Origin of the sequence: uncultured Oceanicoccus sp., assembly GCF_963968385.1 — a bacterium.
Lineage (GTDB): Bacteria > Pseudomonadota > Gammaproteobacteria > Pseudomonadales > Dasaniaceae > Oceanicoccus.
In genome coordinates, this window is the sequence record NZ_CAXAHB010000091.1 from 1 (window position 1) to 5,594 (window position 5,594).

Consider the following 5,594-nt stretch of genomic DNA (forward strand, 5'->3'; position numbering starts at 1 on the left):
TGGCCCGCCCTGCAGGAGTCGAACCTGCGACCTGTCCCTTAGGAGGGGACCGCTCTATCCAGCTGAGCTAAGGGCGGAATATGCTGATTCAAAAAGGTTGTTGATTCTAGAATAATATCGACTCCATGCCCAGTGGGGTTTTGGTCGGCCAAGTCTTGGCAGGCTTGCAGTCTCTTTTATATCTGTGGATTCACCATTATCGAACTTGTTAGCGCTTTTATTCATTGCTAGAGTGAGAGCCATACCAGTAGCAGATCCCCTTGAGAGTCATATCATGCTAGATAGTCGCCCACTGTTATTAGCGACAGATTTCCCACCGATAAAACGCGGTCGTGTTGAAACCCTGCAAGTCAATCTTGGTTATCTTTGCAATTTAAGTTGTGTGCATTGTCATGTAAATGCCGGTCCAAACCGTACCGAGTTGATGGCTCGGCCAACCATTGACTTAATCCTTAGATATATTGACCAGCATGATATCCAGGTGTTGGATTTAACCGGTGGTGCGCCGGAAATGAATCCGCATTTTCGCTATCTAGTGACTGAAGCGCGTCTTCGTGGCGTCGAAGTTATTGATCGCTGTAATCTAACGATTTTACTCGAGCCTGACTATGCCGCGACAGGGTTGGCAGAATTTTTAGCGGAGCAGGGCGTGGTAGTCACCGCTTCCTTGCCTTGTTATTCCGAGGATAATGTTGAAAAACAACGAGGCAAGGGCGTTTATAATAAAAGTATTGCGGCCTTATTAAAGCTCAATGCTCTGGGTTACGGTATTGATGCAGATAAACAACTTAATCTGGTTTATAACCCTGTCGGTGCTGTATTGCCACCACCGCAGGAAACCTTGCAGGCCGATTATAAGTCTGAATTAAAGCAGCGCTTTGGTATTGAATTTAACCAGTTATTTACCATTACCAATATGCCTATCAGTCGCTTTGGCAGTGTACTGATGTCCCATAATACATTTAATCCCTATATGGATTTGCTAAAAAATAATTTTAGCGACGCTAATTTGGCCACGGTGATGTGTCGCAGTTTAATCAGTATTGACTGGCAGGGTTATGTTTACGATTGCGATTTTAATCAAATGCTTGAAATGCCTCTAATCGCCACCGATAAAACCAAAACCCATTTATCTGACTTGTTAGGGGTATCGATGATGGATAGGGATATTGCTATCGGCGATCACTGTTTTGGTTGCACCGCGGGTCAGGGTAGTAGTTGTGGCGGCGCACTCAATGATTAAGGCGGATGCAGATAGCAGCTATGGTCTTAGTATTATTATTCCGACCCTTAATGAAGCTGAGACGATTGCAGCGACCTTGCAGCCTTTGCAGGTTTTGCGTAACAAAGGCTGTGAAATTATTCTTGCCGATGGTGGTAGTGATGATGCCACTACTGAGCAGGCAGCGCCATTGATTGACCAATGCGTGATGGCAGAACCGGGTAGGGCAAAACAAATGAATGCCGGTGCTGATTTGGCACGAGGTCGCTGGTTACTGTTTTTGCATGCGGATACATTACTTCCCGCGAATTTTTCATCCTTTCTAATGGCCCTTAAGACCACCAATAAGCAGTGGGGTTTTTTCGCTTTGACCCTGACTGGGCGGCATATTTTTTTTCGTATAATTGAAGCGGCTATTAATGCTCGCTCAAAAATAACTTCTATCGGTACTGGCGATCAGTGTCTGTTTGTCCAGCGCGCTACCTTTGTGGACATTGGTGGCTTTGCCGATATGGCGTTAATGGAAGATATTCATCTATGCAAAACCTTGCGCAAATTGTCGTCACCGTGGGTGTGCAGGGACAAGGTACTCACTTCCAGTCGGCGCTGGGAGCAGCATGGCATGATAAAAACCGTTTTGCTAATGTGGCGTTTACGACTGGCTTATTTTTTTGGCGCCAGCCCAGACCGTTTGGTAAAAATCTACTATGGCGAATAAGCAAACTAATAACACGATTGTGGTGTTTGCTAAAGCGCCAATTCCCGGTGAAGTAAAAACCAGATTGACGCCTTTTTTAACGGCTGACAAAGCCGCCGCCTTACACCGTCATTTGATAAAGCATACCTTGCGCACGGTGGCGTCTCTGCCCGATTACAATATTGAGCTATGGGTAGGTAGCCAGCATAGTTGGTGGCAGGAATTGGCAGCGCAGTATGATTTGGCGGTGTTTCAACAGCGGGGTGAAAATTTAGGCGAGCGTATGTCCTTTGCACTGGAAAGTGCGCTGCAACGGTCTGCACAGGTAGTGATTGTGGGTACAGACTGTCCGGCCATTTCACCGCAGTATTTGCAGCAGGCTTTTGATGGGATCGAGCAGCATGGCATAGTTATCGGCCCTGCCGATGATGGCGGTTATGTATTGCTAGGCTTAAACCAACCTTTGCCGATACTGTTTAATAAGATACCTTGGGGTAGTGCGGATGTGTTTGCTACCACCGTTGCCCGGTTGCAACAGGCGCAGCTTCATTGGTTTGAGTTGGAGTCACTGATGGATATCGATCGGCCGGAAGACTTTATTAAATTGCAGCAACAAAGGCCTGATTTAACAGACGATCTTGGTATTTAATCTGGTTAATCAAGCGCTGGTAATGGGACGGCCAGCGGTTGTGGTTTTTGCATCGCCTTTGCTAGTGTAAAGTTTATTTCGATTGTTCTGGCCATATAATAAATCCAGCATTTGACCAACCACCAAGCGGGTACGTTTGGCAATTCGCTGATTGATTTCATTAAGGTTCTGACACTGTTTCCAGTCTTCGGCAAGTTGGCGCCAAGCCTTGGCAACGGCCGGTGCTTGTATATCGGCGGCCTCTAGAGTGGACTGCTCGTTATGATAACCGGCGGCAGTTAGCAGTTGTTGGCGGGTATTGGCGTGGCCTTCCAAAATGGTTAGCATCGGTTGCTTTTCGCCGATGATATTTTGAAATTCTTCGTAATTGCGTTGTTCCAGCGCTTTGCGCTCTCGCTGCAATAGATCGAGCAGTTTTGTGGTAGCCGGAATATCGTATTCGAAAGTGGCCTCAATATCTGACCATAGAGTGTTATTAGGAGACGCTGTCATTGCTGGTTACCTTTGATCGTTAGTAATGATGTGTAGCTGGTTTCTACAACTGATTAACACCCTGCCCAAGGCGTGTTAACCAGAGCTGCTTTAAAGCCCTTAGAGCAGTGCGTCTAAATTCAATATCTTATCGGCCAGCTCCAGCTTGTCGACTTGGTGTTCAGCATTTTCAAGCGCGGCTTTAATCTTTTCGACACGGTCGAGATTAACCTCTGGCAGGCTGTTTATTTTATCAGTCATGCTCTGCAAGGTTTTAGCTTCAGGGCTTAGTTGCACACTATCGCCTTGTTCAGCGTTGCCAATAGTGGGATTTGAGGTGGCCGAAGCGGTCGATTCAGTGGCTTTTTTAGCGCCCTGATCGGTCGCTGTTCTAACACTGGGCTGGCTTCCCAAGTCGTTGATATCTCTAACCATTTTTAACATCCATTACTGTTGCGCAGTGCGCTTTTGGGCAGTATTTACTAACGATCATAGTTAACATCGGCAATACGGCTGAAAACTTTAGCATAAACGGGTAGCTAAACCCTACTGATCGCTTGATATCCCCTATTTTAATTACCCAAATTGATCTTTTTTACAACTGAATCACCACCTGCCCCGGGCCGCTGACTCTGGCTTCCACCACACGTTTCGATTGATTGTTACGAACGCTGATTTGTTGGCCCTTATGACCATCCATCAGCGCAACGCCGGTGATTTTGACCACCAGCCCACCGGAGCGAGCGCTCATTTGCACCTGTTCACCTTTTTTGATCAGTAGCGGCGGTTCCAGATCATTAGTCAACACCACCTTATCGGCTCTGATTGACCGTTTTGCTTGCATACCTGTTACAGCTTCCATGGCTGAAAAATAGACGCCATTTAACTGGCTAATATTCATTTCACGCATTTCAAGCTCGTTACGGGTCAGTTCGTCACCCTTGGCGATGGGAGCAATCGTGGTGACAATAGGGCGGAATAAATCGACATCGACAGGAACATATAAAGACCAGTTATTTTCTTCGTTGCAGCTGACGCGAATATTGATACGGCCAATATTATTACGGGAGTTAAGCTCGGCTTCGAGTGGCTGTGGGCAGTCTTTCATCGCCAGTCTGGTATCCAGATGACTAATGGCATATTCAATACGCACGTTGTTGCCATAATCGTCAGCCAGCTTAACGACATAGTCGTCCATAAAAACGCTGACACGCGCTTTGATCTGCTCTGCACCGATATTGCCATAAGCCATACTGCTAAGCGGACAGCCTAGGACACTAAACACTAGAAAAAAAATACGCACTTTCATTATCTTGCCCTGTGCCTGTTCAAGTTGAGGCTGCTTTTCCACTGCTTGCCAATAGCCTGTCGGCTAAATGCCAGATCGCAATAGACGTTAATACTGATCGACGAAAAACTGTCGGTAGATACCTTTATCGTGATAAGTAGCAATAACTATGCCTTTAACGGCACTCTGTTAGGTTATTGCGGTATCGACGCAATTAATAAGCTTGGAGAGGTAGGGTGGCTGTCTAAAGCGATTGCCGCCCATTGCCACATCCGTGCAAAAAGCGGAAAAGCCTTGCCGTTATCTCGCTGATAAAAACCTAAAAGCTATTATTATCAATAACTTACAACTCTGGCATGCCCTTTGCTCTAACTTGTTTGAGCTTCCTTTAAATCAGTTTCAGGCAAGGCAACGATGGCAATCAGTTTCGAAAACGCATTGGGTATTCACGAACAGGCACTCCATCTTCGCGCCAAGCGCGCAGAAGTGTTGGCCAACAACCTGACCAATGCCGACACGCCGGGATTTAAAGCCCGTGATATTGATTTTAAAAGCATCCTTAAGGGGCAAATGAGTATTGGCAGTCAACCTATGGTCGCGACCAACAGCCGTCACTTTGGTGCTGGCGCTACCGCTCTGGTCAGTCCTGAGTTGTTATACCGCAATCCACTGCAGCCTTCACTCGATGGTAATACCGTCGAAGAACAGGTTGAGATGAGTCGCTTTGCTCAAAACACCTTAGATTTTCAGGCCAGCTTGCAAATGCTCAATGGCAAATTCAAAGGGCTTAAAAACGCCATTAAAGGAGATATTTAATGTCGCTGAATAATGTTTTTGATATTGCTGGCATGGGTATGTCAGCCCAAAGTATTCGCCTGAATACCACGGCTAGTAATCTGGCTAATGCGCAATCCGCTGACAGTAATACCAGTCAGGTATACCGTGCCCGTCATCCGGTTTTCGAAACAATGCGCACAGATATGCTCAATAACAATGATATGTCGATGACATCAATCACTGACGATGCCGCAGTGGGTGTACGCGTTAGCGGTATTGTTGAATCCGATGCGCCACTGGTGCGCAAATATGAACCCAACCATTTAAAAGCGGATAAAGACGGTTATGTGTATTACCCCAACGTTAATGTTGTGGAAGAGATGGCGGATATGATATCGGCTTCGCGTTCTTTCCAGATTAATGTTGAAGTGATGAATTCGGCAAAAACCATGATGCAGCGAGTGTTAACGCTGGGACAATAAATTTGCAA

At 46.3% G+C, this 5,594-nt stretch carries 8 protein-coding genes and 1 tRNA gene; 5 read left to right on the forward strand and 4 right to left on the reverse strand.

The window, feature by feature from the left end:
* Positions 1–77 (reverse strand) — tRNA-Arg (locus AACP44_RS08205).
* Positions 78–274: 197 nt separating this feature from the next.
* Here AACP44_RS08205 and arsS point away from each other — a divergent pair.
* Genes arsS through AACP44_RS08220 form a run of 3 tightly spaced genes read left to right on the forward strand, consistent with a single transcriptional unit; the run spans position 275 to position 2,568 of the window.
* Complete coding sequence (gene arsS / locus AACP44_RS08210) at positions 275–1,243, forward strand: arsenosugar biosynthesis radical SAM (seleno)protein ArsS (RefSeq protein WP_339340043.1); 969 nt, start codon at positions 275–277, stop codon at positions 1,241–1,243.
* Positions 1,236–1,940 carry a TIGR04283 family arsenosugar biosynthesis glycosyltransferase gene (locus AACP44_RS08215; RefSeq protein WP_339340044.1) on the forward strand — a complete coding sequence of 235 codons (705 nt, stop codon included), beginning with the start codon at positions 1,236–1,238 and terminating at the stop codon, positions 1,938–1,940. The genes arsS and AACP44_RS08215 overlap by 8 nt, the downstream gene beginning before the upstream one ends.
* Entirely contained in the window at positions 1,930–2,568 is a 639-nt protein-coding gene (locus AACP44_RS08220) for a TIGR04282 family arsenosugar biosynthesis glycosyltransferase (protein WP_339340045.1), read from the forward strand. The genes AACP44_RS08215 and AACP44_RS08220 overlap by 11 nt, the downstream gene beginning before the upstream one ends.
* Before the next feature lie 9 nt (positions 2,569–2,577).
* Here the strand turns inward: AACP44_RS08220 and AACP44_RS08225 are convergent, their stop codons facing one another.
* From AACP44_RS08225 to flgA, 3 genes are all read right to left on the reverse strand, one after another.
* Positions 2,578–3,060, reverse strand: a complete 483-nt coding sequence (locus tag AACP44_RS08225) for a flagellar protein FlgN (RefSeq protein ID WP_339340046.1) — start codon at positions 3,058–3,060, stop codon at positions 2,578–2,580.
* Between the two features lie 99 nt (positions 3,061–3,159).
* Complete coding sequence (gene flgM, locus AACP44_RS08230; RefSeq protein ID WP_339340047.1) at positions 3,160–3,474, reverse strand: flagellar biosynthesis anti-sigma factor FlgM; 315 nt, start codon at positions 3,472–3,474, stop codon at positions 3,160–3,162.
* Positions 3,475–3,634: 160 nt separating this feature from the next.
* On the reverse strand, positions 3,635–4,390 hold the full coding sequence (gene flgA, locus AACP44_RS08235; RefSeq protein ID WP_339340048.1) for a flagellar basal body P-ring formation chaperone FlgA: 756 nt from the start codon (positions 4,388–4,390) through the stop codon (positions 3,635–3,637).
* A gap of 351 nt (positions 4,391–4,741) precedes the next feature.
* Between flgA and flgB the strand changes: the two genes are divergently transcribed.
* Entirely contained in the window at positions 4,742–5,143 is a 402-nt protein-coding gene (gene flgB, locus AACP44_RS08240; RefSeq protein WP_339340049.1) for a flagellar basal body rod protein FlgB, read from the forward strand.
* A complete protein-coding gene (flgC, locus tag AACP44_RS08245) occupies positions 5,143–5,586 on the forward strand; it encodes a flagellar basal body rod protein FlgC (protein WP_339340050.1) in 444 nt (147 codons plus the stop codon). Before flgB ends, flgC begins: the two co-directional genes overlap by 1 nt.
* The last annotated feature ends 8 nt before the right edge of the window (positions 5,587–5,594 follow it).

Coding starts and splice junctions, on each gene's coding strand:
- flgM (WP_339340047.1), bottom strand. CDS start 3,474: ATGGTTAGAGATATCAACGACTTGGGAAGCCAGCCCAGTGTTAGAACA.
- arsS (WP_339340043.1), top strand. CDS start 275: ATGCTAGATAGTCGCCCACTGTTATTAGCGACAGATTTCCCACCGATA.
- flgC (WP_339340050.1), top strand. CDS start 5,143: ATGTCGCTGAATAATGTTTTTGATATTGCTGGCATGGGTATGTCAGCC.
- flgB (WP_339340049.1), top strand. CDS start 4,742: ATGGCAATCAGTTTCGAAAACGCATTGGGTATTCACGAACAGGCACTC.
- AACP44_RS08215 (WP_339340044.1), top strand. CDS start 1,236: ATGATTAAGGCGGATGCAGATAGCAGCTATGGTCTTAGTATTATTATT.
- AACP44_RS08225 (WP_339340046.1), bottom strand. CDS start 3,060: ATGACAGCGTCTCCTAATAACACTCTATGGTCAGATATTGAGGCCACT.
- AACP44_RS08220 (WP_339340045.1), top strand. CDS start 1,930: ATGGCGAATAAGCAAACTAATAACACGATTGTGGTGTTTGCTAAAGCG.